This window comes from Gordonia hydrophobica NBRC 16057 (assembly GCF_001592365.1).
Taxonomy (GTDB): Bacteria; Actinomycetota; Actinomycetes; order Mycobacteriales; family Mycobacteriaceae; genus Gordonia; species Gordonia hydrophobica.
On sequence record NZ_BCWU01000004.1, the window covers coordinates 50,088 to 73,994 of the forward strand.

Below are 23,907 nucleotides of genomic sequence, written 5' to 3' on the forward strand. Positions count from 1 at the left end.
CCGATCCCACTCAATCCGTCGACAGCGCCTATCAGCCCAGAGCTGAATTGACTCCCAAATCCGACAAACACGACCGATTGTGGACTGCCTCTCGCGTGATTTTGGCCACTCGTCACCGACTGTGCAGGTCGGTGTCGCACAGTTCGCACGAGGCGCGACGCTGCCGCGTACCATCGACTGATGGCAGGTCGGCACGGGTTCACGAGACCACGCGCCCGCCCGCCGAGCGATCGAAATACACCTGGGTGAATTGAGGCGAGACAACGCTGTGAGCAGTTCGATATCCGAATCAGACTTCGGACAAAACGAATGGCTGGTGGACGAAATGTACCAGCGATTCCAGACCAACCCTGAATCAGTCGATCCGAGCTGGCACGAGCTTCTCAAGAACTACCGTCCCGGCACGGCGCCTGCGCCCACCAACGGCGCAGCTCCGGCTGCTTCCCCCACCACCCCGTCGGCGCCCGCGGCCCCCGCCGCTCCGGCCCCCGCAGCTCCGGCTCAGGCAGCTCCCGCTCAAGCTGCCCGTGTCGCTCCGAAGCAGGCCGTGACGCTGGACACCGAACCGACGAAGAAGGCGCCCGCTCCGACGCGGACGCCCGCCCCCGCGCGCGAGTCCGCCGCCACCAAGGCCGCATCGGGCACGTCGATGACCGCCGCGACCGCCAAGCCCGCCACCGACGCAGGCGCCGACTCGAACCGCGTCCTGCGCGGACCGGCAGCCGCGATCGTCCGCAACATGGCGGCGTCGCTCGAGGTGCCGACAGCGACCAGCGTGCGCGCCATCCCAGCCAAACTGATGATCGACAACCGCGTCGTCATCAACAACCACCTCGCCCGCACCCGCGGCGGCAAGGTGAGCTTCACCCACATCCTCGGTTACGCCATCGTCCAGGCGCTCAAGGCCTTCCCGTCGATGAACAACCACTTCGCTGTCATCGACGGCAAGCCGAACGTCGTCACCCCGGCGCACACCAACCTCGGTCTGGCGATCGACCTCCCGGGTAAGAACGGCAATCGCACACTCGTCGTCGCCGCGATCAAGGGCTGCGAGACGATGGACTTCTCGCAGTTCGTCGCCGCCTACGAGGACATCGTCCGCCGCGCCCGCGACGGCAAGCTCGGCGCCGACGACTTCGCAGGCGTCACCATCTCGCTGACCAACCCGGGCACCATCGGCACCGTTCACTCGGTCCCGCGCCTGATGCAGGGCCAGGGCACGATCATCGGCGCCGGCGCCATGGAGTACCCGGCCGAGTTCCAGGGTGCGAGCGAAGAGCAGATCGCCGCGATGGGCGTCGGCAAACTGATGACGCTGACCTCCACCTACGATCACCGCATCATCCAGGGCGCGGAGTCCGGCGACTTCCTCCGGACCGTTCACAACCTGCTGATCAGCGACGACCTGTGGGACGAGTTGTTCACGTCGCTGCGGATCCCGTACGAGCCGGTGCGCTGGCGTCGCGACATCCCCGCGGGCCTCGTCGACAAGAACACGCGCGTGCTGGAAATGATCGCCGCGTACCGCAGCCGCGGCCACCTGATGGCCGACACCGACCCGCTGATGATGGACGCCGCCGCGAAGGTGGCGCACCCCGACCTCGACGTGCTGACCTACGGGCTGACCCTCTGGGACCTGGACCGTTCGTTCAACGTCGGCGGCTTCCACGGCCAGCGCGATATGAAACTGCGCGACGTCCTGTCGATCCTGCGCGACGCCTACTGCCGTCACGTCGGCGTCGAGTACACCCACATCCTGGATCCGGAGCAGCAGCGCTGGCTTCAGGAGCGCGTGGAGATCAAGCACGTCAAGCCGCCGGTGGGCGAACAGAAGTACATTCTGAGCAAACTCAATGCCGCCGAGGCCTTCGAGACCTTCCTCGCCACCAAGTACGTCGGCCAGAAGCGCTTCTCGCTGGAAGGCGCTGAAGCCGTCATCCCGATGATGGACGCCGTTCTGGACCAGAGCGCCGAGCACGAGCTCGACGAGGTCGTCATCGGCATGCCGCACCGCGGACGCCTCAACGTCCTTACCAACATCGTGGGCAAGCCCTATTCGAAGGTGTTCAGCGAGTTCGAGGGCAACCTCGGCCCCGCCGAATCGCACGGTTCCGGCGATGTGAAGTACCACCTCGGCGCCGAGGGCAAGTACTACCAGATGTTCGGTGACAACGAGATCACCGTCTCGTTGACCGCCAACCCGAGCCACCTCGAGGCCGTCGACCCGGTGCTGGAGGGCATCGTTCGCGCCAAGCAGGACGGGATGGCCGAGGACCGGAAGTTCGCCGTCCTCCCGCTGATGCTGCACGGCGACGCCGCGTTCATGGGCCAGGGCGTGGTCGCCGAGGTGCTCAACATGTCGATGCTGCCCGGCTACCGCACCGGCGGCACCATTCACATCGTGGTGAACAACCAGATCGGCTTCACCACGGCACCCGAGCACTCGCGGTCGACGCAGTACTGCACCGACATCGCCAAGATGATCAGCGCACCGGTCCTGCACGTCAACGGCGACGACCCAGAGGCCTGCGTGTGGGCCGCCAAGCTGGCCGTCGACTACCGCGAGGCGTTCAACCGCGACGTCGTCATCGATCTCGTCTGCTACCGCCGCCTCGGACACAACGAAGGCGACGACCCGTCGATGACGCAGCCCGCGATGTACGACGTCATCAACAACATCCGCAGCGTCCGCAAGAGCTACACCGAAGCGCTCATCGGTCGTGGCGACATCTCGACCAAGGAGGCCGAAGACGCTCTGCGCGACTACCAGGGGCAGCTGGAGCGGGTCTTCGTCGAGGTCAAGGAACTCGAGCGGCACACCCCCGAGGCCTCGCCGTCGGTCGAGGGCGACCAGACGCTGCGCACCAAGCTGGTGACGGCCGTCGACCAGGCTCGCCTGCAGCAGATCGGCGACGCGTTCGGCAATCTGCCCGAGGGCTTCACCGCTCACCCGCGCGTCAAGCCGGTCATCAAACGCCGCCACGACATGCCGACCAACGGCAACGTCGACTGGGCGTTCGCGGAGATGATGGCGTTCGGAACGCTGGTCCAAGAAGGACGCACCGTTCGGCTGTCCGGCCAGGACGCTCGCCGCGGCACCTTCACGCAGCGTCACTCGGTCCTCATCGACCGGGAGAACGGCGCCGAGTACACGCCGCTGAACCACCTGCCCGACGCCACGGGCCGATTCCTCGTGTACGACTCCCCGCTCTCGGAGTACGGCGTCCTCGGATTCGAGTACGGCTACGCCGTCGCGGATCCCGACGCGCTGGTGATGTGGGAAGCGCAGTTCGGCGACTTCGTCAACGGCGCCCAGTCGGTCATCGACGAGTTCATCAGTTCCGGTGAGGCGAAGTGGGGACAGCGCAGCGACGTCGTCCTGCTGCTGCCGCACGGTCATGAGGGCCAGGGTCCGGACCACACTTCGGGACGCATCGAGCGGTTCCTGCAGCTGTGTGCGGAGGGCTCGATGACAGTCGCGCTGCCGTCGACGCCTGCCAGCTACTTCCACCTGCTGCGTCGTCACGTGCACGACGGCATCAGCCGCCCGCTCGTCGTCTTCACCCCGAAGTCGATGCTCCGCAACAAGGCCGCCGTCTCGCCCGTCGAGGAGTTCACCGAGGGCAAGTTCCTCTCGGTCATCGACGACCCGGCCTTCACCTCCGCGGGCGCCGCGGACCGCTCCAAGGTCGAGCGCGTCCTGCTCGTCAGCGGAAAGCTCTACTACGAGCTCGCAGCCCGCAAGGAGAAGGACGGTCGCGACGACGTCGCCATCGTGCGCGTGGAGCAGCTGTACCCGGTCCCCTACCGTCGACTGGCTCGCACCCTCGAGGCGTACCCGAACGCGAAGGACTTCGCCTGGGTCCAGGAGGAGCCTGCGAACCAGGGACCGTGGCCGTTCCTCGGCCTCTGGCTGCCGGAGATGCTGCCCGAGCTGCTGACCGACCTGCGCCGGATCTCACGCCGCCCGATGTCGGCGCCGTCGTCCGGCTCCAGCAAGGTTCACGCCGTGGAGCAGCAGGAGATCGTCGACGAGGCGTTCAACTGACCCGCTGTCCGGCACTCGATACCGCCCCCGACCGAGCAATTCGGTCGGGGGCGGTTCCGTCGGTCCCGGCCGCTCACTCCTCGGCGACGATGCTCGTGGTCAGACCTGCGAGGATCGGCAAGGCGCCGACCAGGACGGCGACCAGCTCTTCGCGGGTGATGACCGGCTCGTCGATCCAGCGGACGAGCGACTCCTCGACGAAGGCGATCCACCCGGCCACCGCCAACTCGATCGCGGGCGTGCGCTCGATCCCGATCGCGGGTGCATGCGCGAAGATGCGGTCGGTCATCGCCGCACGCGTGCGATCCGCGACGGCGCGCAACGCGTCGTCGGCACTGGCCGCTCCGCGGATCACGCCGACGAACCCCTTCCCGTTGTCGGCGACGTAGTCGACATAGGCCGACATCGAGGCCTGCAGCATCGCGATCGGATCACCGAGGTCCTCGCGCGGCTCGGTGCGCTCGAGCATGGCCTGCGCCTGCTCGGAGACGACGCAGAGATGGAAGTCGGCCTTGGACTCGAAATAGTGAAAGATCAGGCCTTTCGACACCCCGGCCGCCTCGGCGACGGCTTCCATCGTCACCGAGTCCAGGGACATGGTCCGCGCCATGTCGACCCCGAGATCGATGAACTGTCGACGTCGTGCAGCCGGACTCATGCGGGTTCTCGCGGTGGTCATAGGACTACCGTAAGCGCTTATTGACTCAGATTCAATTGGCTATTGACTCTGGGTCAACAGAGTTTTATCGTAGTCACCATGACAACGCATGATGTAGAGATCGCGATCATCGGAGCCGGCTTCTCCGGACTCGGCGCAGCCATCAAGCTCACCCAGGAGGGCGTCGAGGACTACGTGCTGCTCGACCGCGGACACGACTTCGGCGGCACGTGGCGCGACAACGTGTACCCGGGCGCGGCGTGCGACGTCCCCTCGCACCTGTACTCCTACTCGTTCGCCCTGAACCCCGAGTGGTCGCGCTCGTACTCGCACCAGCCGGAGATCCACCAGTACATCAACTCCGTCGCGAACGAGCACAGCATCGGCGAGAAGGCGTTGTTCGGCTCCGAGGTCACCCACGCCGAGTGGAACGAGGACCTGCGGCACTGGCGGATCGACTACACGCGCGACGGCAAGTCCGAAAGCCTCACCGCACGCACGCTGATCGGCGGCGTCGGGCCACTCTGTGAGCCCAATCTTCCCGACATCGAGGGCATCGAATCGTTCGGCGGCACGGTGGTTCATTCCGCCCGGTGGGACGAGGACTACGACTTCGCAGGCAAGCGCGTCGCGGTCATCGGCACCGGCGCCTCCGCCATCCAGATCGTCCCCCAGCTGGGCAAGGTCGTCGGGCACATGGACGTCTACCAGCGCACCGCCCCGTGGATCATCCCCCGCAACGAGCGCCCGTACTTCAGCGTCGAGAACTGGGCGTTCAAGAACGTCCCCGGACTCCAGTCCGCGATCCGCGGCGGCATCTACTCGTTCAACGAGCTCGTCGCGGCGGGCATGACCTGGGCGCCGAAGGCGCTCAAGCCCGTCGAACTGATCTCCCGCGCCAACATTCTCCGCGGCATCCGCGACCCGCAACTGCGCGAGGCGGTCACCCCGAAGTTCGCCGTCGGCTGCAAGCGCATCCTGAAGTCCAACGAGTGGTATCCGACCCTGGACCAGGACAACGTCGAGCTGGTGACCGACGGCATCGCCCGCGTCACCAAGACCGGCATCGTCACCAACGACGGAACGGCCCGCGACGTCGACGTCATCGTCGTCGCGACCGGCTTCCACGTCACCGACTCCCCTGTGTTCGACACGATCTTCGGCGCCGAGGGCAAGAGTCTCGCCGAAGTGTGGAGCGTCGGGGGCATGCAGGCGTACAAGGGGTCGTTCGTCCACGGCTTCCCGAACCTGATGTTGCTCATCGGACCGTCCACCGGCCTCGGTCACACCTCCATGGTGTACATGATCGAGTCGCAGCTGAACTACCTCGTCGACTACGTCCGCAAGACCCGCGCTCGCGGCATCGTGCGCGTCGACGTCACTCAAGAGGCCCAGGACGCCTTCAACAAGGGCATCCAGGACGCCCTCACCAGTAGTGTGTGGGTCAACGGCGGGTGCGCCTCCTGGTACAAGGACGAGCACGGCAACATCACCGTCCTCTGGCCGGGCTTCACCTTCAGTTTCCGCCAGCAGACGCGCTCGTTCGACATCGCCGCCTACGACGTCACGACCGCGGACGAGACGGCAGCCGCCGGCGAGACCGCCTCCCCCGTCACCGTCAACGCCTGATTCGCCGCCCTGATCTAAGGAGAGAACATGAAGGACTTCACCAACAAGGTCATCGTCATCACCGGTGCGGGCTCGGGCATGGGCCGCGACCTCGCGATCAAACTCGGCAAGCGCGGCGCCAAGATCGCCATCTCCGACGTGAATCCCGACGGGCTGGCCGAGACCGAGCGTCTCGTCGCCGCGACCGGCGCGCAGGTGCACAGCCAGCTGCTGAACGTCGCCGAACGCGAAGCCGTCCTCGCCTACGCGGACGCCGTCGCCGAGCATTTCGGCACCGTGAACGCCATCTTCAACAACGCAGGCATCGCTCACCACGGCGAGGTCGAGTCGATGGAGTTCAAGGACATCGAGCGGGTCATGGACATCGACTACTGGGGTGTCGTCAACGGCACCAAGGCGTTCCTCCCGTACCTCATCGCCTCGGGCGACGGCCACGTCGTCAACACGTCGTCGCTGTTCGGGCTGCTGGCCGAGCCCGGCCAGGCCGCGTACAACTCGGCGAAGTTCGCCGTGCGCGGTTTCACCGAGGCACTCAACCAGGAGATGATCATCGCGAAGCACCCGGTCAAGGTGACCTGTGTGCACCCCGGCGGTATCAAGACCGCCATCGCACGCAATGCGACCACCTCGGGTGATCATGACCAGGCCAAGACCGCCGAGCTGTTCGACAAGTACCTCGCGAACACCAGCTCGGAGAAGGCTGCCGACATCATCATCAAGGCTGTCGAGCGGGACCGCGCCCGCGTCCTGGTCGGCGCCGATGCGAAGGTCTTGGACCTGGGCATCCGCCTCGTCGCATCCGGCTACCAGGGCATCAGCGCCCGCCTCACCGGCTGGGCCCTCAGCAAGGCCAAGTAGCTGACCGCGAGCGAGTGGTCCTCGTCTGGACTGCTCGCTCGTCGGCGTCGACAGCACTTTTTCTCGGCTCCCGAACCGCCCTGAACGGCGGTTTCGGGAGCCGAGAATTCTGCATCACACGCCGCTCGAGCTGAGCCACTCGTTCGCGACCGCCGTCGGGTCGGCACCGTCCTGGACCTTGCGCCCCAGTTCGGCGAGGTCGACGGTCGTGAGCTCGCCCGCAACGCGGCTGAGAGCCTTCATCTGCGATTTCCCGACCCGCCCGGAGCGATACACCGGCACCAGGCTCTGCGCCCGTGGGCCCGACGACTCCGACCGCAGGCTGGTCACATCCTCCCGTCCGGCCAGGACCGTCGCCGCCTCGAGGCCGGTCAGCGCTCCGAGCTGCGTCCCGGCCTCCACCCGCGCGACGACCTGGGCGGGTGTCAGGTTCTCCTCGATCGGCCCCACCCGGCACAGGCTGAACGCGGCGCGTTCGTCATCGCTCAACGTCCCGGTCGTCGCCAACGGCAGCCCCGACGGGAGCTCACCGCAGTCCGCCAAGTCGGTGAGGCGGTGCGCGTCGACCAGCCGCTGCGCCAACACCACCTGCCTGCGATCGCTGACGGCCGCCGGATCACCGATGGTGACACCCTGCGGGAGCGCGCGGTTGACCGCGGTCTCGACGTCGTCGGCCGACGTCGCGTCAGGCTTCGGAGTCAGCGCCACGAGGAGGTCGCCGGTGAAGGCCGGGAAGAGGTCCTTCTCGCCCCGTGCGGTCGCGTCGAGGAGGTCGCGGTCGCCGTCGACGGTCGGCGCGATCTCCACACGGACGCCGGTCCGAGCGAGGGCTCCGGCGTAGATCGCCGCCGCGACGCGCATCGCCGGACTCTGGTCGCTGCCGACCCGGAAGGGTTCGTCATCGTCCGGTCCGCACGCGGTCAGCAGCGCGATCAGGACGCCTGCGATCGCGGCGAGCGCTGCGGACTGCCGGGCAGAACGGGGGCGAGGTGTGCGGGGTCGGGGAAGCATCGAGGTCAACGGTAGCCGAGCAGTCATGCGGTGGCCGCGAACCCGATCACCGAGGTGGCGATCAACTGGACGGCGATCGCCGCCAACAGCAGACCGGCGATCTTCGCCAGCAGCGTGATCCCCGAGATCTTGAGCACGTTGATGATGTTGGTGGAGAACAGCAGCGCCAGCGTCACCACGATGTGCGCCACCAGGATTCCGGCGGCGACGGCGAGGTATCCGCCGAGCTCCCCGTGCACTTGGCTCACCGCGACGATCACCGCCGCGATGGCTCCCGGTCCGGCGAGCAGCGGCGTGCCCAGCGGCACCAGCGCCACATTGACGTCCTCGTCGGCCCGCTGCTTGGCGCCCGGCGAACCGAGCAGGAGTTGCAACGCGACCAAGAGCAGCAGCAGCCCGCCCGCACCCTGGAGCGCCGGAATCCCGATGTGCAGATAGGCCAGGATCGCCCGACCGCCGACGGCGAACACGCTGATCACGAACAACGACACCAGCGGCGCCTGCCAGGCCGCCTTGCGCCGATACTCGGATGAGTGCTTGCCGACGAGCGACAGGAAGACCGGGATCTGGCCCGGTGGATCCATGATGACGATCAGCGTGACGGCTGTCGTCGTGAAGACTGCGACGTCGAAAACCACGGACTGAGTGTAGGGCGTGCTCGCAGCGTAGGCACTCCGCGGCCGCTAAGGTCGACCTGTGCCGTCCATGCCGAGAATGCTGCAGCCGGGGAACCGCGGCCCGGGAAAGAATGCGCCCGTCAACGCGCCGCCGGTGCCTGCCGCGCGCGCTGTCGTGGACTGCGGCGTCTATGTCGACGGCATTCGCCAACCCACCGGGACCGACTTCCGCCGAGCCCTGGCCTTTGTGCGCGCCACCGGCAGCGGCTTCGTCTGGCTGGGACTCCACGAGCCCGACGAACGACAGATGAGCGATGTCGCGGAAGCGTTCGGTCTCCATCCGCTGATGGTCGAGGACGCCGTCCACGCGCACCAGCGGCCGAAGCTCGAACTCTACGACGACACGCTGTTCCTCGTCCTGCGGACCGTGAAGTACATCGACCACAACGACGATGAGGTGGCCAACGACATCGTCGAGACCGGCGAGATCATGGTGCTCGCCGGCCGCGATTTCGTCATCACCGTCCGGCACGGCGCGCACACGCATCTCGCGGGCGTCCGACACCGGCTCGAGGCGAAGCCCGACCACTTGAAGCTCGGACCCGCCACCGTCGTGCACGCCGTCGCCGACCGCGTCGTCGACTCGTATGTCGCCGTGGTCGCGGAGATGGAGTCCGACGTCGACGAGGTGGAGGAACGCGTCTTCGCGGCGTCGTCGCGCGACGTCGACATCGACGTCGTCTACCTCTTCAAACGCGAAGTGCTGCAGTTGCGGCGCGCGGTCTCCCCACTCGGCTCGCCGCTCAACCTGTTGTCGGAGAACAAGGGCATGCTCGAATCGACCTCGCTGACGCCCAACAGCAAGGAGATCCGCCGCCATTTCCGCGACGTCGCCGACCACCTCACGCTGGTGAACGAGAGGGTCAGCGAGTACGACGAACGTTTGACGGCGCTTCTGAACGCCGCCGCGACCAAGGTGAGCACGCAGATGAACACCGACATGCGGAAGATCTCCGCGTGGGCGGGCATCGCCGCGATCCCGACGGCGGCCGCGGGCATCTACGGCATGAACTTCGACTACATGCCCGAGCTGCACTGGAAGCTCAGCTACCCGATCCTGCTGATCGCTCTCTTCTCCGTCTGCTTCTCCCTCTGGCGGATCTTCCACAAGCACCACTGGCTGTAGCTCGCGCTTAGCATGTAGTTCGTGAACCGGAGCGGGTAACGAACTACATGTGGACGGCTCGCGGCCTTCGTCCGACAGCGCCTGCAATCTGGTCTGTGGGTACGCCAGTACCCAGGCGTCTACATCACGCACACCGGCGAACTGACGTGGCTGCAGCGCGCGTGGTGTGCGGCGCTTGACGCGGCACCCGCAGTCCTGAGTCACGGCTCGGCCCTGCGCGCCGCCGAACGCCGGGACTGCACCGGTCACGACGACGAACCGATCCACATCATCGTCGCAGCCGGGCGACGAGTGTCGCGTCGGCCGGGCGTCGTCGTGCATCACCGGGCGCTGTCACCGGACAAGACCCACGACAACATGCGGCCTCCCCGAATCCGTCTCGAAGAGGCACTGCTCGACGTCGCCGCCGACATGGCCACCGACCTGCGCGCCATCGCCTGCCTCGCCGACGCGGTGCAGGCGCGGCTCACCACCGCGGACCGACTGCTCGGCGCGATGGCGAACCGGGTGCGAATGAGGCGTCGAGGCTTCCTCACGACAGTGTTGATCGACATCCGCGACGGCGCCTGCTCAGCGCTCGAGCACACGTACCTCACGCGCGTCGAACGGGCGCACGGGCTCCCCCGTGGCGTCCGCCAAGCACCGACCGACGTCGGTCGCCGCGGCTTCCGCGACGTGAAGTACCAGGAGTTCGGAGTCGTCGTCGAATTGGACGGTCTCAGCTTCGTTACCTCCTCCGGGTAACGAACTACACAGTTGGGCCCTACCCCGGCGTGACGGCCGCGCGGGTCGGGTCCGCGACGTCGACGCCGGCTTCGGCCCAAGCCGCACGCAGCTCGTCGGCGCCCTTGAGGCGCACCCACGCCGCCTCGTTCGCGGTGATCGGGATGGCGCGGAGGAAGCGGACCGGCTCAGCCGGGTGGTCGAGGGGCAGGTCCGGCACGCGGTCGTCCGCGGTCAGGAGGAATGCCGAGCAGATGGCACCCGCCCACAGGGGCTGCTGCAGGTCGACCAGCGAGTCGACGTCCAGGATCAACCCTTCGACGGCCGGGGCTGCGGCCAGCATGGCGAGTGATTTGTGCAGTCCCTGCATGGCGGTGACGGCCCGCATCGACATCGTCACCTCGGCGCGCGGCCCCGTCACCGGGTCGGCGACGATGTCGGTCGGATCGTGCATCGGGTGCCGCGAGCACCCGACGGTCGCGAACACCACGTCGTCGCCGTCGACGAAACGCAGAACGTCGATCGGCTGCACGCCGACGAACGTCACCGACGCTCGCTGCGGCTCCGAGCCGACGATCCCGGACACATGCGCGACAACTCGATCGGCGACCGATCCCGAAGACGAACTCACCCCACCAGTGAATCACGGGCGGGGTGAGTGTCGACCAGGTGCGGTCAGCGCAGGTTGACGCCGCTCGCCGTGTCGAAGACATGCAGTCGATCCGGGTTCAGCGCCAGCGTGAGACTGTCGCCGCGACGTGCCTGCGTGTACGGCGACAGGCGTGCCACCTTCTGACCGCCGGCGGTCGTCGACCCCAGGTCCTCGGCCAACTGCGTCAGCACCTTGCTCGCGGTGTCCGATGCGCTCCAGCCGAAGTAGACGTACTTGTCCGAGCCCATCGACTCCACCAGGTCGACGGTGATGGGGAACGTCCGGAACCGTGCCAGTTCGGCCTCGTGTGTCAGGGCCGCGTCGACGAGATGCTCCGGGCGGATGCCGAGCAGCACCTCCCCGTTGGAACCGGCCTGGCGCGCTCGTTCGGTGATCTGCTGGTGATCCGGGAACTCGAGATGCCCGATCGGTGTGTCCGCACCGGTCGCCGTGAGCTGTGCGGGCAGGAAGTTCATCGCGGGCGAGCCGATGAAGCCTGCGACGAACAGGTTGGCCGGGCGCTCGTAGAGCTCCTGCGGGGCACCGACCTGCTGGATGTAACCCGCCCGCATCACCACGACGCGGTCGCCCAGCGTCATCGCTTCGGTCTGGTCGTGCGTGACGTAGACCGTGGTGGTGCCGAGACGGGCTTGCAGCGCGGCGATCTCGGTGCGCATCTGGACGCGGAGCTTGGCGTCGAGGTTCGACAGCGGCTCGTCCATCAGGAACGCGTTCGGCGTGCGGACGATGGCACGCCCCATCGCGACGCGCTGCCGCTGGCCGCCCGACAGGTTGGCGGGCTTGCGGTCCAGGTATTCGGTGAGGTCGAGCATCGTGGCCGCGTCGTTGACGCGGCGATCGATCTCACTCTTGTCGACCTTCGCCAGCGAGAGCGGGAACGCGATGTTCTGCCGCACCGACATGTGCGGATACAGCGCGTAACTCTGGAACACCATCGCGATGTCGCGGTCTTTGGGCGCGGTCTCGTTCATTCGCGCGCCGCCGATGCGGAGCTCGCCCGACGTGATGTCCTCGAGTCCGGCGATCATGTTGAGGGTCGTCGACTTGCCGCAGCCCGACGGACCCACCAGGATCACGAACTCGCCCTCGGCGATGGTGAGGTTGACCTCGTGCACGGCCGTCGAGCCGTCCGGGTACTGCTTGGAAACGTTCTCCAGAACGATGTCGGCCATGGGTTATCCCTTCACCGCGCCGGACGTCAGACCGGCAACGATACGACGTTGGAAGAAGAGTACGAAGATGATGATCGGAATCGTGATCACGACGGCTGCTGCCGCAATGGCTCCGGTGGGTTCTTCGAACTGAGAACTACCGGTGAACTGCGAGATCGCCACCGGCGCGGTGACCGCGTTCTCGGTCGAGGTCAGTGACAAGGCCAGCAGCAGATCGTTCCAGGCGAAGATGAACACCAGGATCGACGCCGTCACCACACCGGGTGCCGCGAGCGGAACGATGACCCGTCGGAACGCTTGGGCGGGGGTCGCGCCGTCCATCTGCGCGGCCTTCTCCAGGTCCCACGGGATCTCGCGGAAGAACGCCGACAGCGTGTAGATCGCCAGCGGCAGCGCGAAGGCGATGTACGGCAGGATCAGTCCGAGCCAGGTGTCGAACAGCCCGAGTCGACGCTCGATGTTGAACAGCGGCGTCACCAGCGAGATCTGCGGGAACATCGCGATCAACAGTGCGGCGCCGATGAGGAGTTTCTTGCCTCGGAACTCCAGGCGGGCGATGGCGTAGGCCGCCATGGTGCCGAGGACGACCGCGATCAGCGTGGTGATCAGCCCGATGCCGATCGAGTTGATGAGCGCAGAGGTGAAGGCACTGGTGTCGAAGATGCCCTTGTAGTTCTCCAACGTCCATTGCTTCGGGATGAAATTGCCGTCGGTGACGCTGCCGGTCGGTTTGAACGACAGGCTGATGATCCACCAGAGCGGAATCACCGCGTACAGGACCACCAGGACATTGGCGACGGCCCAGCCGACCTTACGTCGAACATTCGCATCCATCGGTGGCTACCTCCCCTCGTCGTCGGAACCGGGGGCGGCGGTGCCGAACCCCTTGATGAACACGAAGGCGATGATCGCCACACACAGGAAGATCAAGATGCTGATCGCCGATCCGACGCCCAGGTTGAACGCCTTGAACAGGTTGTTGTAGCCGAGCATCGACACCGAGCCGGTGCCGTTGGAGCCCGCCGTCAACACGTAGATGTTGTCGAAGATGCGGAACGCGTCGAGCGTGCGGAACAGCAGCGCCACGAGAATCGCGGGCTTCATCAGCGGCAGGATGATCCGGAACAGTCGTGTCCATGCGCCCGCCCCGTCGAGTTGGGCCGCCTTGAGCAGCTCATCGGGAACCAGGGCCAGGCCCGCCAACAGCAGCAGGGCCATGAACGGCGTCGTCTTCCAGACCTCGGCCAGGATGATGATGAACAACGACGGCCACTGCTCGGTGAGCGGCGCCGACCCCTCGGGCAGTAGGTTCGCGAGGTAGCCGGTGCCCGGTGTCCAGGCGTAGTACCAGGAGAAGGCCGCCGCAACGGTGACGATGCCGTACGGGATCAGCACCACGGTGCGGATGGTGCCGCGGCCGAACAGTGTTCGGTGCATCACCAACGCCACCGCCATGCCGAGCACCAACTCGATCGCGACCGACACCAGGGTAATGAACACCGTGACGCCGAACGCCGACCACCAGTAGCCGTCGGACAGGACGGTCGCGTAGTTCCCGAAGCCGATGAACTCTTGTTCGTCGGGGGCGGTCAACGTCGCCTTGTTCAGCGACAACCAGAATGCGTAGACGATCGGATAGCCGGTGACCAGCGCCATCACGATCGCGGCCGGAGCGATCAGCCAGTAGGCCAACTTGCGCTCGGACGACTTGCGGCCGGTCGTCTTCAGCTTCGGCGCATTGGCCATCGCCGGAGTGGGACCGGTGTCGAGGATCTCGGACATCGAACCTCCATTCGTGCCGGGGCCGACCGGCGACGGACTGACCGCGGCCGGCGCCGGTTCCGGAGCGACCGGCGAGTGCGGCCGCGGTGCCGGCTGGGGTGTCGGCTGCGGTGGGAGCGGCGCAGCCGGCCGCGGGTGAGCGGACTGCGGCGGTGGTGTCTGCTGCGGCCGGCCGGGTTCCGGCGCCGTCGCCGACGGCGGCGCCACCCACACGTCCGAGTGCACGGACGGTGCGTCGTCGGAGACGGGTGGCTCCGCAGCGGTCGGCCCCTCGACGTCTTCAGGTCGAGAGTGCTTGCCGGGCGCACTGTCGGGGACCGGCCCGTTGGGGTTCAGACCGTACCGACCAGGCGAGGTGCCGGGCGTGTCGTCATCGCGTTCGTCGGTCACGGGATGATCCCCTCACCGTCGATCGCCCGCTGCACCTGCTCGGCGAGCTTGTCGACCATGGTCTCGGGATCCCACGAGTCGACCGGCGCCAGCGTGGCCGTGACGAGCGTCGAGATCGCCTGGTACTGCGGCGATGCCGGACGCGTGGCTCCGGCGTCGTCGAGCGCCTTCCGGATCTCGTCGCCCATCGGATACGCGAGCTTGAACGCCTTGTCGTTGTAGATGGACGCGATCGTCGGTGGCGTACCGCCAGAGACCGCGTACATCGTCTGCGCTTCCTCGCTGGTCAGGCACTTGCCCGCTTCGAAAGCCAGTTCCTGCTGCCGCGACGTCGACGCGACCGCGAGGTTCAATCCGCCGATCGCCGACCGGGCGGGCTTGTCCGGGTACACGCCCGGGTACGGCGCGAAGTTGAAGTACTTCTGCATCGTCTTGTTGATCGGCGCCAGCTGCGCGTCGGTCGGCGGATTGTCCTCGTTGGTCAACAGCTCCGCATACGGCGCGAGCGGGTCTTTCAGGAAGGCGACGTCGCCAGTGGCTCCATTGGTCCGGGCCGACGCCCAGACGAACGGCCAATTCAACTCGAATGCCGCGACGCCGGTCTCCATGCCCAGACGCGCGGTGCCCTCGTCGGACTGCGTGATCGACGGGTCGCGGCCGGGTGCGGTCGCGACCGCCCGCATCACCTGCAGCGCCTTCAATGTCGCCGCTCGATGCTCGGGGGTGTCGTTGAGCGTCACCTTCGACGGATCGTCGGGATCGAGGACGGTGCCGCCTGCACTGGTCAGCAGGGAGTTGAACCACACCATCAAGCCCTCGTACTGCTTGGCCTGCACCATGATCTGGCTCGGTCCGCCCGCCTCTCTGATGGCCTGGGTGTCGGCGAGCAGCTCGTCCCACGTCTTGGGAGCCTTGCTGCTGCCAAGCTTGTCCTTCATCAGATCCGGTCGGTACCAGAGCAACTGCGTATTGGTCCACATCGGCACCGCATACAGTCGCTTCTCCGAATCGTTCGGCCCCTTCCACATCGCGGTCTCGACCGGTCCCTCGAGGTTGTCCTTCTCCACCTCGGCAGCGAGATCGTCCGGCACCGGAACCATCCAGCCCGCGTTGGCGAATTCGGCGGTCCAGACCACGTCCATCGCCATCAGGTCCATCGTGTGATCGTTGCCCGCGAGCCGTCGCGCCAACTGCAGGCGCTGGTCGTCGGCGCTCTTCGGCAGCACGTTGGCCTGAATCCGATACCTGCCGCCGGACTCGTCGGTGCAGGTCTGGGCCTGCTGCTTCACGAAATCGAACCCGTCAGCGGCGGCGTAGACGTTGATGACGCCTGCGTCGTAACCGCTGGAGCAACCCACGAGCAGCGGGGCAGCCGCTGCCGCGGCCACTCCCGCCGCGGCGAACCGGGTCACCAACCTCCGTCGTCTGCGGCCGGGTGATGCGCCTGAATGTCCTTCCGGCCCTGAATGACCTTCCGGCACGGAATAGCCCTTGCTCATCTCGCTGCCAGCCTCCTACCTTCGGCCCTCGTCTAAGAATCAGCTGTGAAAGCTGATGTGGGCCATACGTTATCCCACAGGTAGGTGACACAGCGCACACGATCGCCAGACTGGCGTCATCGTGTCCGATCGGTGACTTTCCCGACAGGTCGAACGAGTCAGGTCGCAGCGGTTGCCGAGCGCGGGGATCCCGGCTAGATGGCGAGGCGCGCCAGCATGTCCCGGGCCTTCTCCGCAGCGCGCGGATCACACAGGACGTCGTAGCGGCCGGCCACCAGTTGCATGGTGGACGTGAAATCCCGTTGACCGCGTGTCGCCGCATAGGGAATAGCGGTGCTGATCAGGCCGAACACCATGCCCGCGATCAGGCCGAAGACGATCGGCGTCCACGAGAACCCCACGATGAGCGTCATCAGCAGACCGAAAAAGCCGCCGAGCCAGGCGCCGGAGCCCAGTCCGCCGACGATCACCTTGCTCCACGTGAGCCTGCCGAGGACGCGTTCCACCTGCATCAGATCCACGCCGACGATCGTGAGATTCTCGACCGCGAACTCGTTGTCGGACAAGTAGTCCACGGCCCGTTGCGCCTGCGCGTAGGTGTCGTAGGAGCCCACCGGCCAACCTTTGGGCGGCGTCGGCAGGCCCGGTGTCTGTCGCATCGGATTCGTCATTTCGGCTCCCGGGTTCGGATGACTTTAGGCTTGACGTATGACGCCAGCCCTCAAGGTCTTTGTCGCCAGACTAGTCGGCCTCGCCGTCCTTGGTCCCGACGGCGAGTCGATCGGCCGTGTCCGCGACGTGGTCGTCTCGATGCACATGCCGGGCAAACAGCCGCGCGTGCTCGGCCTGGCGGTCGAACTGACCACCCGACGACGCATTTTCGTCCCGATGCTCCGCGTCACCAGCATCGAGCCTGACGCGGTCACCCTCAGTACCGGCCACGTCAATCTCCGCCGGTTGCAGCTGCGGCCGAATGAGGCGCTGGCTGTCGGACAGATCCTCGACACCCGCGCACGGATCGACGACCCCGACTACCCGGAATTGAAGGATGAGGAACTGACGGTGGTCGATCTCGCGATCGAGCAGACCCGCACCCGCGACTGGGTGGTGAACCGCGTCGCGCTGCGCACGGTGCGAAAGGGACTGCGTCGGCGCGGCGAGACGATCGTGGTGCAGTGGCGGCACGTCCACGGCATGACGCGCTTGGAACTGTCGCGGCCCGGTCAGGGCGTCGAGATGGCGCTCGCCCAGTTCGAGAACATGCGCGCGGCCGACGTCGCCAACGCTCTCCGCGAACTGCCGACCAAGCGCCGCAACGAGATCGCATCGGCCCTCCACAACGAGCGGCTCGCCGACGTTCTGCAGGAGATGCCGACCGACGATCAGAGCGACATCCTCGGCAGCATCGAACCCGATCGCGCCGCCGACGTCCTGGAGGCGATGGACCCCGACGACGTCGCCGACCTGATGGGCGAACTCCCGCAGGCGGAGGCCGAAGCATTTCTCGCCCGCATGGACCCGGAGGACTCTGAATCGGTTCGTCGTCTGCTGCTCCACTCCCCCGACACCGCGGGTGGCGTCATGACACCGGAACCGCTGATCGTGACCGCCAACGCAACCGTGTCCGAAGCCTTGGCGCGAGTGCGCAACCCCGACGTCAATTCCGCGGCGGCGAGCATGGTGTTCGTCGTCCGACCGCCGACCAACACGCCGACCGGCAAGTTCCTCGGCGCCGTCCACACGCAGGCGCTCCTGCGTGAACCCCCGGCGAACCTCGTCGGCGGAATCCTCGACACCGAGATGCCACGGCTGCTGCCCGGCGATTCGCTCGATACGATGACCCGGTTCTTCGCCACCTACAACCTGGTGTCCGCACCGGTCATCGACGACGACGGCCATCTGCTCGGCGCCGTGGTGGTCGACGACCTGCTCGACGCCCTGCTCCCGCGCGATTGGCGTGAGACCGACATGGAAGGCACCGATCGATGAGCCCAGTCGGCCGCCACCTCGACACGCCGAGCACGCGCCGCACCAGGATCAACGTCAACCTCGACTCCGACCTCATCGGCGTCTACAGCGAACGGGTGGCGCGCTTCCTGGGCACCGGACGCTATCTGGCGATCCAGACCGTCGTGGTGATCGTCTGGATCACGTTGAACATCGGCGTCTTCGCGTTCGAGTGGGATCCGTACCCGTTCATCCTGTTGAATCTGGCGTTCTCCACCCAGGCCGCGTACGCGGCGCCCCTGATCCTGCTCGCGCAGAATCGGCAGGAGAACCGCGACCGCGTCTCGCTCGAAGAGGACCGATCGCGCGCCGCGCAGACGAAGGACGACACCGAGTTCCTTGCCCGTGAGCTGGCTGCGGTGCGGTTGGCCGTGGGCGACACCGTCTCTCGTGACTACCTTCGGCACGAGCTCGACGACCTGGTCGATGAGCTCGTCGATCGGATCGCCGAGCGGATGGCTGAGAAGCCAGACGCCGATCCGACATGACCGAAGAAACCATCGCATGTATGCTTGCTCACAGTCGAACCGGGGGGATGATTGCAGACTCGTCCTTGATTCGGCGTCAGCGACACGCGGGCAATCGCGGTCGAGGACACATGAACCAGAGAAGGCTGTATGGGGATGACTTTGTGGCGTAACCGCCCGAACCGCGTTCATCTGTCGCGTCGCGGGCTCGCCGTCGGAACAACCGCCGTGGCGCTCGGAGCAATGGTCCTCAGTGGCACCGTGTCTAGCGTCGCTGCCCCCGACTCCACGTCATTGTCCCTGCCGGCGTCGGTGTCGGACGTCAGTCTCGCGAACGAGCGCGCGGCCCTGGCCGCCAGCAAGACGCCGATGACCGTGCCCTCCGCAGGCACTACGCTCGTCGGTTTCGCGCCACCCGCCGAGCCCGACGTCCTCGACGGGCCCGCGCAGTTCCGGATCGCCGCCAATCTCCCCTCTGGCCCCCTCGGGATCCCCGGCATCGTCCTCAAGGCCTACAAGCTCGCCGCGACCCGCGTCGCCGCGGAGACGCCTCAGTGCAAGCTCCCCTGGTTCCTGCTCGCAGGCATCGGACGCATCGAGTCCGGCCACGCGGGCAATGGCAACGTCGACGCGTACGGCAACACCCGCAGCGCGATCCGCGGACCGGTGCTCGACGGCAGCCTGGCAGGCAATGAGGTCATCAAGCACGGCAACGGATACGCCCGCGCCATGGGCCCGATGCAGTTCATCCCCAGCACCTGGGCGGCGTGGGGGTCCGATGCGAACGGCGACGGAAAGTCCGATCCGGACAACATCTTCGACGCCACGTACTCCGCAGGTCGCTACCTGTGTGCGGGTGTCACCGACTTCATGGCCAAGCCCAACCAGGTCAATAATGTGCTGCGCTACAACCGCTCAGTGCCCTACGCCAACAACGTCCTCGCGTGGGCGGCCGCCTACGCCGTCGGTGTGATGCCGACGACACCGATCCCGGAGATGTCCGAAGCGCCGTCCGAGAAGGACAAGAAGTCTGCGAAGGACGACAAGGACAAGAAGAAGGATAAGAAGTCCGACGAGTCGACCACACCGTCGACGCCGAAGTCCAGCAAACCATCCACGTCGAAGCCGAAGCCGCCGCCGACGTGTCTCGGCACCATCTGCCTGCCGCCCGGCCTCATCCCCGGACAGCCCGCACCCAAGCCGAAGTCGAAATCGACCACGCCCGCCAAACCGTCGGCGTCGAAGGCAGTGCCGAAGCGGTAGGAGTCGGAACGGTAGGGCCGAGCGGTAGTGCCTGCGGGACCGTCTGAGCCGCTTCGCGCGAGTAGGAACTACACTCGGCCCTGTGACCACCTCCGCCAGCCCCACTGAATCCACCATCCGGTCCGCACTCAGCAAGGTGATGGACCCGGAGATCGGCCGTCCGATCACCGATCTCGGGATGGTCAAATCCGTCGCGGTCGCCGACGACGGCACCGTCGACGTCGGGATCTTCCTGACCACCGCCGGTTGTCCGCTGAAGACGAAGATCTCCGAGAACGTCGAGACCGCCGTGTCCGACGTACCGGGCGTCGGCACGGTGCGCGTCGAACTCGACGTCATGAACGACGAGCAGCGCACCGAGCTCCGCAAGAAGTTGCGCGGCGACCGACCGGAGCCGGAGATTCCGTTCTCGAAACCGGGCAACTTGACGCGCGTCTACGCCATCGCGTCGGGCAAGGGCGGCGTCGGCAAGTCCAGCGTCACCGTCAATCTCGCCGCAGCGCTCGCCGACCGCGGACTGACCGTCGGCGTGCTCGATGCCGACATCTACGGACACAGCGTGCCGCGCATGCTCGGCAGCGATCAGAAGCCGACTCAGGTCGAGTCGATGATCATGCCGCCCCAGAGCCACGGCGTCCGGTTCATCTCGATCGGCCAGTTCACGGACGGCAACACCCCTGTCACCTGGCGCGGTCCCATGTTGCACCGCGCTCTGCAGCAGTTCCTCGCGGACGTGTTCTGGGGCGACCTGGACATCCTCCTCCTGGACCTTCCGCCCGGCACCGGCGACGTCGCGATCTCGATCGCCCAGTTGATCCCCGGTGCGGAGATCCTGGTCGTCACGACACCGCAGCAGGCCGCCGCCGAGGTCGCGGAGCGGGCAGGCGCCATCGCGTTGCAGACGCGCCAGCGCATCCTCGGCGTCGTCGAGAACATGTCGTGGATGGACCTGCCCGACGGCTCACGCATCGAACCGTTCGGTTCGGGCGGCGGCGCCAGGGTGGCCGAACGCCTCACCCGCGCGGTCGGCTCCACCGTCGAACTCCTCGGTCAGGTGCCGTTGGAGCAGAAACTGCGCGAAGGCGGCGACGCGGGCACCCCGGTCGTGCTGTCCGCACCCGAGTCGGCATCCGGTTCCGCACTGCGCGCGATCGCCGACAAGCTCGCGGTCCGACGCCGCGGACTGGCGGGCATGAGCCTCAACCTGGACACCACGCGGCACTAGACGCTTGATTCCCGGTGGCCGTCACCGCTCAGGCGGGTCGGGTTCCACCTGCGAGCGCAGCAAGCACGTGGTCTTATCGAGATCCACGTCCCCGTCAGCACCCACCGAGGAAAAGAACAAGCTGGCGCAGCGTCGAGCGAGGCCTGCGTTCGATCTGATATCGGCGCTCCGCGTGCGGCCTACTGTCCCATGGTGCTGAGATCTGCTTCCTCAGAACCTTCCGGCGGCAATGTTCCGTCGGAAGCTCCTGAGCGGGCAGTTCTCAGGCAGCGCACAGCCCCCTGATACCAGCTGAACTCACGACGGTCTCGATAACCTGCGTGCAGCACTCGACCAACGTGGGGACGACCATCGTCGAGCTACGTCGCGTCCCAATCGGTCACGTCGGCCTTGCGCGGCGCCTGCGGCTCGGGGGCAGCAGGCTTGCGCATGTCGACCTGCGGGGCCGACTGACGCGGCTGGACTCGACTGATGTCGAGCGAATCGCGGACCGACGTGCTCAAGTCGTCGATCGTCGACGAATCGCCGTCGAAGAGATGCTTGGTGACGATGCTCTTCGGGCTCATCTGGCGGAGCTCGTTGAGCTGACTCAGCGGCTTGCGGATGTCCTCGAAATCAGTACCCAACTCGTCCTGCAACTGCGAGCTGGCACCGGTCGCGTAATCGCGGACCTTTCGGATCGAACCCATCGCCCAGGAGACCGCGCCGGGAAGGCGCTCCGGCCCCAGAATGATCAGGGCGGCTGCCAAGAGTATGAGGATCTCACCCCATCCGACACTGCTGAACATCGTCTTCTACGCCGCTCTCTCCACGCCGAACATGCTGCGGTCCGCTAATCGCTGACCGGGGTGATCTCACCGTCGAAATACCGGCCGTCGCGCCAGTAGGTGAACTTCACCGCGTCACCGATCTTCGACGTGCGCACCGCAACCGTCAACTCGTCGGCGCCTTCGATCGCGTGTCCGTTGAATCTGGTCACGACGTCGCCCTCGCGGACGCCGGCTCGGGATGCCGGGCTGCCGTCGGCCACGTCGCGTACCTGTGCGCCGTAGATCCGGTCGTTGCGCACCGTGGCCGCGGTGATACCGATCGACGGATGGTTCACCTTCCCCGACTTGATCAGCGCGTTCGCGATCGGCATCACTTCGTTGATCGGGATCGCGAAGCCGAGGCCGATGGAACCGCCCCCGGTCATCGCACCCGCGGTGTTGACGCCGATGACCTGCGCGTCGTCGTTCAGCAGCGGACCGCCGGAGTTACCCGGGTTGATCGCCGCATCGGTCTGAATCGCGTTGATGACGGCGTCGGTGTCCGACTCGGCATCCGGCCGGAGCGGCACGGCTCGGCCGGTGGCGCTGACGATGCCGCTGGTGACAGTCTTGTCGAAGCCGAGCGGTGAGCCGAACGCGATGACCTCTTGCCCGATCTGCAGCTTGTCGGAGTCTCCGAGCTTCGACACGGTCAGATCGGCGACGTCGTCGACTTTCAGGACGGCGAGGTCGGTCTTGATGTCGCGGCCGACGATCCGGGCGGGCACCCGCTGGCGGTCGAAGAAGACCACCTCGAGCTTGGCCTTGGAATCGTTGGCCGCCTTGGAGATCACGTGATTGTTGGTGACGATGTAGCCGGATTTGTCGACGATGAAGCCCGAGCCGGACGCGCCTTCGACGGCAGTCCTGACTTCGATCGTCACCACAGACTTCTGCGCCGCCTGCACCACGCGGGCGACGTTGCTCGAAGCGTCGGTGTCGGGCGCCGAACCGTCGAGCTGCACCGAGTTCGAGTGCAACGGCGTCGCGACCTCGGCCGTCCAGCGCCCGATGAGTCCGCCGAACACGCCGACCAGCAGCGCGAGGATGCCCAGCGTCGCCAACGCCCACCACTGCACGCGACCGCCGAAGAGGAGTTCACGAATGCCGAGTTTCGGTCCGCGGTCCGTCGGACCGGTCGGCATCGGCACCGGGACGGCGGGCCGGGACATGCTGGCCGTGCTGTCGGGATCACGCCAGGGGTCGGGTTCCGGCGTCTCCTCCGGCTCCGGCACCGCATAGGGATCGCGCTGCAGCGTGTCGGTCACGCCCGCGGGCTTGCTGAACGCCTCGGCCAACACGGCGTCGGGTGGTGCGACCCGCGGTTCCGGACGGTCGGCCGGGACGTGCTCACCGGCGAACGACCCCTGAACCCCGTCCGGTCGCCCGAAGACCGCCGCGACGTCGGCAGCAGGCGGCTCACTCCGGGGCGCGGATACGGGCAGCGTCGAATCGGTCGACCGACCAGCAGACGAGGAGGGCGTGTCGGTCACGAGTCAGCGGCCCCAGCGATTGGGTCGACGGGTGCCGCGCAGGTCGATCTCCTGCGTCGGGATCTGACTCAATTGCGCACGCAGCGAATCGGGAACACTGAACTCGTTGCGGCAGGTCTGCAGCATCGACCGCGCGCGGGCCTGTGCCGCGACCTCGCCCGCGCAGTCGCGGCAGAGTCGCAGATGCTCGTCGGCGCGCGCGGCCGCCTGCCGGGACAGCTCGTTGTCGACATACGCGACAACGGCTTCCGGATTCAGATGTTCGGTCGAGGCGAAACCCACGCTTTGACCGTAGCCGGGGTTCGGCGTGAGCGGCGACGATCCGGCGGATCGACGGCTTCCGCGGAAGCGCCCCATCTGGCCTGGGTTCATCGGTGTCACCCCTCTCATCGCACGC

21 protein-coding genes are annotated in these 23,907 nt (G+C 66.7%); 9 read left to right on the plus strand and 12 right to left on the minus strand.

Annotated elements, in window-relative coordinates:
* The first annotated feature begins 268 nt into the window (after positions 1 to 268).
* Complete coding sequence (locus GH2_RS08055) at positions 269 to 4,048, plus strand: multifunctional oxoglutarate decarboxylase/oxoglutarate dehydrogenase thiamine pyrophosphate-binding subunit/dihydrolipoyllysine-residue succinyltransferase subunit (RefSeq protein ID WP_066165661.1); 3,780 nt, start codon at positions 269 to 271, stop codon at positions 4,046 to 4,048.
* Positions 4,049 to 4,121: 73 nt separating this feature from the next.
* Here GH2_RS08055 and GH2_RS08060 read toward each other — a convergent pair whose 3' ends face one another.
* Positions 4,122 to 4,727 carry a TetR/AcrR family transcriptional regulator gene (locus GH2_RS08060; RefSeq protein WP_066165664.1) on the minus strand — a complete coding sequence of 202 codons (606 nt, stop codon included), beginning with the start codon at positions 4,725 to 4,727 and terminating at the stop codon, positions 4,122 to 4,124.
* Positions 4,728 to 4,805: 78 nt separating this feature from the next.
* On the opposite strand from GH2_RS08060, the gene GH2_RS08065 reads away from it, so the two are divergent.
* Both GH2_RS08065 and GH2_RS08070 read left to right on the plus strand, forming a co-directional pair.
* Complete coding sequence (locus GH2_RS08065; protein WP_066165668.1) at positions 4,806 to 6,335, plus strand: flavin-containing monooxygenase; 1,530 nt, start codon at positions 4,806 to 4,808, stop codon at positions 6,333 to 6,335.
* A 27-nt stretch (positions 6,336 to 6,362) separates the two neighbouring features.
* Positions 6,363 to 7,193, plus strand: coding sequence for an SDR family NAD(P)-dependent oxidoreductase (locus GH2_RS08070; protein ID WP_066165670.1), 831 nt, complete (start codon positions 6,363 to 6,365; stop codon positions 7,191 to 7,193).
* Between the two features lie 114 nt (positions 7,194 to 7,307).
* On the opposite strand, the gene GH2_RS08075 is transcribed toward GH2_RS08070, so the two are convergent.
* Both GH2_RS08075 and GH2_RS08080 read right to left on the minus strand, forming a co-directional pair.
* Positions 7,308 to 8,204, minus strand: a complete 897-nt coding sequence (locus GH2_RS08075; RefSeq protein ID WP_084247381.1) for a glycine betaine ABC transporter substrate-binding protein — start codon at positions 8,202 to 8,204, stop codon at positions 7,308 to 7,310.
* Positions 8,205 to 8,227: 23 nt separating this feature from the next.
* Positions 8,228 to 8,842, minus strand: a complete 615-nt coding sequence (locus GH2_RS08080) for a MarC family protein (RefSeq protein WP_066165673.1) — start codon at positions 8,840 to 8,842, stop codon at positions 8,228 to 8,230.
* Between the two features lie 67 nt (positions 8,843 to 8,909).
* On the opposite strand from GH2_RS08080, the gene GH2_RS08085 reads away from it, so the two are divergent.
* Both GH2_RS08085 and GH2_RS08090 read left to right on the plus strand, forming a co-directional pair.
* Complete coding sequence (locus tag GH2_RS08085; protein ID WP_066165678.1) at positions 8,910 to 10,007, plus strand: magnesium and cobalt transport protein CorA; 1,098 nt, start codon at positions 8,910 to 8,912, stop codon at positions 10,005 to 10,007.
* Between the two features lie 357 nt (positions 10,008 to 10,364).
* On the plus strand, positions 10,365 to 10,751 hold the full coding sequence (locus GH2_RS08090; RefSeq protein WP_157086037.1) for a hypothetical protein: 387 nt from the start codon (positions 10,365 to 10,367) through the stop codon (positions 10,749 to 10,751).
* 19 nt (positions 10,752 to 10,770) lie between these two features.
* On the opposite strand, the gene GH2_RS08095 is transcribed toward GH2_RS08090, so the two are convergent.
* The 6 genes from GH2_RS08095 to GH2_RS08120 all read right to left on the minus strand — a co-directional run bounded on the left by GH2_RS08095 (position 10,771) and on the right by GH2_RS08120 (position 16,917).
* Positions 10,771 to 11,361, minus strand: a complete 591-nt coding sequence (locus tag GH2_RS08095) for a suppressor of fused domain protein (RefSeq protein WP_066165684.1) — start codon at positions 11,359 to 11,361, stop codon at positions 10,771 to 10,773.
* Positions 11,362 to 11,405: 44 nt separating this feature from the next.
* Positions 11,406 to 12,575 carry an ABC transporter ATP-binding protein gene (locus tag GH2_RS08100; protein ID WP_066165687.1) on the minus strand — a complete coding sequence of 390 codons (1,170 nt, stop codon included), beginning with the start codon at positions 12,573 to 12,575 and terminating at the stop codon, positions 11,406 to 11,408.
* A gap of 3 nt (positions 12,576 to 12,578) precedes the next feature.
* Positions 12,579 to 13,409 carry a carbohydrate ABC transporter permease gene (locus GH2_RS08105; RefSeq protein ID WP_066165689.1) on the minus strand — a complete coding sequence of 277 codons (831 nt, stop codon included), beginning with the start codon at positions 13,407 to 13,409 and terminating at the stop codon, positions 12,579 to 12,581.
* A 6-nt stretch (positions 13,410 to 13,415) separates the two neighbouring features.
* Positions 13,416 to 14,747 (minus strand): carbohydrate ABC transporter permease, encoded by a 1,332-nt coding sequence (locus tag GH2_RS08110; RefSeq protein ID WP_084247383.1) that lies wholly within the window; start codon positions 14,745 to 14,747, stop codon positions 13,416 to 13,418.
* The gene (locus tag GH2_RS08115; protein WP_084247384.1) at positions 14,744 to 16,246 is read right to left on the minus strand and encodes an extracellular solute-binding protein; all 1,503 of its coding nucleotides are present in this window, start codon (positions 16,244 to 16,246) and stop codon (positions 14,744 to 14,746) included. Before GH2_RS08115 ends, GH2_RS08110 begins: the two co-directional genes overlap by 4 nt.
* A 194-nt stretch (positions 16,247 to 16,440) precedes the next feature.
* Positions 16,441 to 16,917 (minus strand): YflT domain-containing protein, encoded by a 477-nt coding sequence (locus tag GH2_RS08120; RefSeq protein WP_066165695.1) that lies wholly within the window; start codon positions 16,915 to 16,917, stop codon positions 16,441 to 16,443.
* Between the two features lie 37 nt (positions 16,918 to 16,954).
* Here GH2_RS08120 and GH2_RS08125 point away from each other — a divergent pair, with 37 nt between their 5' ends.
* The 4 genes from GH2_RS08125 (at position 16,955) to GH2_RS08140 (ending at position 21,208) form a co-directional block, all read left to right on the plus strand.
* The gene (locus tag GH2_RS08125; protein WP_066165698.1) at positions 16,955 to 18,235 is read left to right on the plus strand and encodes a magnesium transporter MgtE N-terminal domain-containing protein; all 1,281 of its coding nucleotides are present in this window, start codon (positions 16,955 to 16,957) and stop codon (positions 18,233 to 18,235) included.
* A complete protein-coding gene (locus GH2_RS08130; RefSeq protein ID WP_066165701.1) occupies positions 18,232 to 18,741 on the plus strand; it encodes a DUF1003 domain-containing protein in 510 nt (169 codons plus the stop codon). Before GH2_RS08125 ends, GH2_RS08130 begins: the two co-directional genes overlap by 4 nt.
* Before the next feature lie 135 nt (positions 18,742 to 18,876).
* Positions 18,877 to 19,983 carry a lytic transglycosylase domain-containing protein gene (locus tag GH2_RS08135; RefSeq protein ID WP_084247385.1) on the plus strand — a complete coding sequence of 369 codons (1,107 nt, stop codon included), beginning with the start codon at positions 18,877 to 18,879 and terminating at the stop codon, positions 19,981 to 19,983.
* 82 nt (positions 19,984 to 20,065) lie between these two features.
* Positions 20,066 to 21,208: an Mrp/NBP35 family ATP-binding protein gene (locus GH2_RS08140; protein WP_066165705.1), complete on the plus strand. Its 1,143-nt coding sequence runs from the start codon at positions 20,066 to 20,068 to the stop codon at positions 21,206 to 21,208.
* A 359-nt stretch (positions 21,209 to 21,567) separates the two neighbouring features.
* On the opposite strand, the gene tatB is transcribed toward GH2_RS08140, so the two are convergent.
* The 3 genes from tatB to GH2_RS08155 are packed head-to-tail and all read right to left on the minus strand — an operon-like array spanning position 21,568 to position 23,792.
* Positions 21,568 to 21,996 (minus strand): Sec-independent protein translocase protein TatB, encoded by a 429-nt coding sequence (gene tatB / locus GH2_RS08145; RefSeq protein WP_066165709.1) that lies wholly within the window; start codon positions 21,994 to 21,996, stop codon positions 21,568 to 21,570.
* A 44-nt stretch (positions 21,997 to 22,040) separates the two neighbouring features.
* Positions 22,041 to 23,510, minus strand: coding sequence for a S1C family serine protease (locus tag GH2_RS08150; RefSeq protein ID WP_066165712.1), 1,470 nt, complete (start codon positions 23,508 to 23,510; stop codon positions 22,041 to 22,043).
* 3 nt (positions 23,511 to 23,513) lie between these two features.
* Complete coding sequence (locus GH2_RS08155; protein WP_239588580.1) at positions 23,514 to 23,792, minus strand: anti-sigma factor family protein; 279 nt, start codon at positions 23,790 to 23,792, stop codon at positions 23,514 to 23,516.
* Between the last annotated feature and the right edge of the window lie 115 nt (positions 23,793 to 23,907).

Excerpts from the sequence above, each read along its gene's own strand:
- GH2_RS08060 (WP_066165664.1), bottom strand. The coding sequence starts at position 4,727 with ATGACCACCGCGAGAACCCGCATGAGTCCGGCTGCACGACGTCGACAG.
- GH2_RS08065 (WP_066165668.1), top strand. The coding sequence starts at position 4,806 with ATGACAACGCATGATGTAGAGATCGCGATCATCGGAGCCGGCTTCTCC.
- GH2_RS08070 (WP_066165670.1), top strand. The coding sequence starts at position 6,363 with ATGAAGGACTTCACCAACAAGGTCATCGTCATCACCGGTGCGGGCTCG.
- GH2_RS08075 (WP_084247381.1), bottom strand. The coding sequence starts at position 8,204 with ATGCTTCCCCGACCCCGCACACCTCGCCCCCGTTCTGCCCGGCAGTCC.
- GH2_RS08085 (WP_066165678.1), top strand. The coding sequence starts at position 8,910 with ATGCCGAGAATGCTGCAGCCGGGGAACCGCGGCCCGGGAAAGAATGCG.
- GH2_RS08090 (WP_157086037.1), top strand. The coding sequence starts at position 10,365 with ATGCGGCCTCCCCGAATCCGTCTCGAAGAGGCACTGCTCGACGTCGCC.
- GH2_RS08100 (WP_066165687.1), bottom strand. The coding sequence starts at position 12,575 with ATGGCCGACATCGTTCTGGAGAACGTTTCCAAGCAGTACCCGGACGGC.
- GH2_RS08105 (WP_066165689.1), bottom strand. The coding sequence starts at position 13,409 with ATGGATGCGAATGTTCGACGTAAGGTCGGCTGGGCCGTCGCCAATGTC.
- GH2_RS08115 (WP_084247384.1), bottom strand. The coding sequence starts at position 16,246 with ATGAGCAAGGGCTATTCCGTGCCGGAAGGTCATTCAGGGCCGGAAGGA.
- GH2_RS08120 (WP_066165695.1), bottom strand. The coding sequence starts at position 16,917 with ATGACGAATCCGATGCGACAGACACCGGGCCTGCCGACGCCGCCCAAA.
- GH2_RS08125 (WP_066165698.1), top strand. The coding sequence starts at position 16,955 with ATGACGCCAGCCCTCAAGGTCTTTGTCGCCAGACTAGTCGGCCTCGCC.
- GH2_RS08130 (WP_066165701.1), top strand. The coding sequence starts at position 18,232 with ATGAGCCCAGTCGGCCGCCACCTCGACACGCCGAGCACGCGCCGCACC.
- GH2_RS08135 (WP_084247385.1), top strand. The coding sequence starts at position 18,877 with ATGACTTTGTGGCGTAACCGCCCGAACCGCGTTCATCTGTCGCGTCGC.
- tatB (WP_066165709.1), bottom strand. The coding sequence starts at position 21,996 with ATGTTCAGCAGTGTCGGATGGGGTGAGATCCTCATACTCTTGGCAGCC.